Here is a 1,793-nt window from a genome sequence, read left to right on the forward strand (position 1 = left end):
GGCCTCGTGTCGATCATGGGCGACGAGGATGCCCGCGCCGCCGGATTCGGCTCCGGCATCGACCGGGAGATCGTGACCGTCGCGACCAGCCGGCCGGACGCCCGCCTGTGGGGGCAGTCCAATCTGCTCCGCTACTGGGAGCGTGGGGAGCCCTTGGAGCGCGAGGATGTCGCCACCCTCGACGAGGACGATCCGGACCGCGGTCTGGTCGGCGCCCGCCACTTCTACACGATGCACGTGCCCAGGATGGGCTTCCTCGACGGAGACCCCGTCCAGGCGGACGCGGTCGATTCGCGCCCGCCGCGACGGCACCGGCTGCGCATCAGGTTCGGTCGCTGACATGGCCACCGAGAACACCCGCCTGACCGCCGACGTGGTGGCCCTGTCCGAGCAGTACGGCGTCCCGCACGTGCTGCTCATCCGCCGCGCGAAGGACCCACACAAGGGCCGCTGGGCGTTGCCTGGCGGCCATGTCGACCCGGGCGAGGACGTCGAGCACGCCGCTCGCCGGGAGCTGGTCGAGGAGACCGGCATCGACCCGGGCCACCTGGACCCAGTGGGCGTGTACTCCGCACCCGGACGGGACCCGCGGGGCCGCTACGTCAGCTTCGCCTACACCACCCGCATGACCCGGCTCGTCACGCCCGCGGCCGGCAGCGACGCCGCGGCGGCCGAGTGGGTGCCAGTTCATGCCGCCCTCGCTGAGGGGCTGGCGTTCGACCACACCCGGATCGTCAGTGAGGCGCTGGCGACCGGGTCTACCCGGAGGAGGAAGCCCATGAACTACAACATCCACAACAGGGTGGACGGCGGGACCGTCGGCGCCCAGGTCGGAATGCATTTCGGCCGCGGGTCGGACCTGCCGGACGACGCGCAGGTCGGCCATGTCGTCGGCCCGGACGACGCCGGTTTCGAGGATCTGCGCGCGTTCGCCGACCGCATCAAGCGGGCGGCGAGGGCGGCGGCGGCGGGCGGCACCTTCTCGGTCACGAACACAAACTCGAACGATGGCGACTCCCAGGTCGGCTTCCAGGCCGACGTCATCAGGGGCGATGTCGGGGTCCAGATGGGCGGCACCGGCGGGACGTCGGTCGTCATCAACGGGCAGGTCTGGCAGCGGTACACGAAGGACGACCTGTGAGCCCTCGGGTCGGCCGCTGATGGACCCCGCCGGGCCCCACGGCCCGGCGCATCTGCGGGTGGAGCCGCTGTCGGGCCGTGGGGCCCGGCGGGTGGATGCGGATTCGACAACAGACGTGGAGGGCTGAAATGGAGCACATCGACACCGACGAGGCGTACGCCGAGGTCTTCGGCATGCACCCGACGCCCGGCCTGGTCAACTACGAGCTCCAGGGAGGCGGCTCCGACGGTGAGTCGCTGACCCTCGTCGTCGGGAACGACGGCCCGGGCGAGGGGTACGAGGGCCTGCCCGGGTTCGTTCAGCACTGGACCGGCACCCCTGCGCCTCGCGCCTCTGAGGGCGGCCCGTTCCCGCCGGACTCCGAGGAAGACGACTGGGCTCCGGCCGACAACTTCTACCAGTACCGGGTCGGCCGCCGATGAGCGGCGACCTGACCCCCGAGGACCTGCTGGCCCGCTGGGACATGCAGGACCGGGCGCTCGGCGACGCGGGCACGGTCGGGATGGTCTCCATGGACTTCGAGGTCGAGGACGGCCGCGACGTGTGCGTGGTCGGCACGAACCAGCCGAACCCCTGGCTTGGTCACCGGTCGAACTGCCTTGGCGTCATCCGTCAGCGTCCGTTCGAGATCGAGCCGTGGGAGCTCGACGAG

At 71.3% G+C, this 1,793-nt stretch carries 4 protein-coding genes; all 4 read left to right on the forward strand.

The window, feature by feature from the left end; translation table 11 throughout:
* Positions 1-339 (forward strand): hypothetical protein (locus BBK14_RS39995; RefSeq protein WP_241831461.1); only part of this gene is annotated, 339 nt, incomplete at its 5' end.
* A 1-nt stretch (position 340) separates the two neighbouring features.
* Positions 341-1,141 carry an NUDIX domain-containing protein gene (locus tag BBK14_RS38895; protein WP_071062452.1) on the forward strand — a complete coding sequence of 267 codons (801 nt, stop codon included), beginning with the start codon at positions 341-343 and terminating at the stop codon, positions 1,139-1,141.
* 128 nt (positions 1,142-1,269) lie between these two features.
* Positions 1,270-1,563 (forward strand): hypothetical protein, encoded by a 294-nt coding sequence (locus BBK14_RS13390; RefSeq protein ID WP_071062453.1) that lies wholly within the window; start codon positions 1,270-1,272, stop codon positions 1,561-1,563.
* A partial coding sequence (locus BBK14_RS13395; RefSeq protein ID WP_131802288.1) for a hypothetical protein occupies positions 1,560-1,793 on the forward strand: 234 nt, incomplete at its 3' end. The genes BBK14_RS13390 and BBK14_RS13395, both read left to right, overlap by 4 nt.

Source organism: Parafrankia soli, from assembly GCF_001854695.1.
GTDB classification, from domain to species: Bacteria; Actinomycetota; Actinomycetes; order Frankiales; family Frankiaceae; genus Parafrankia; species Parafrankia soli.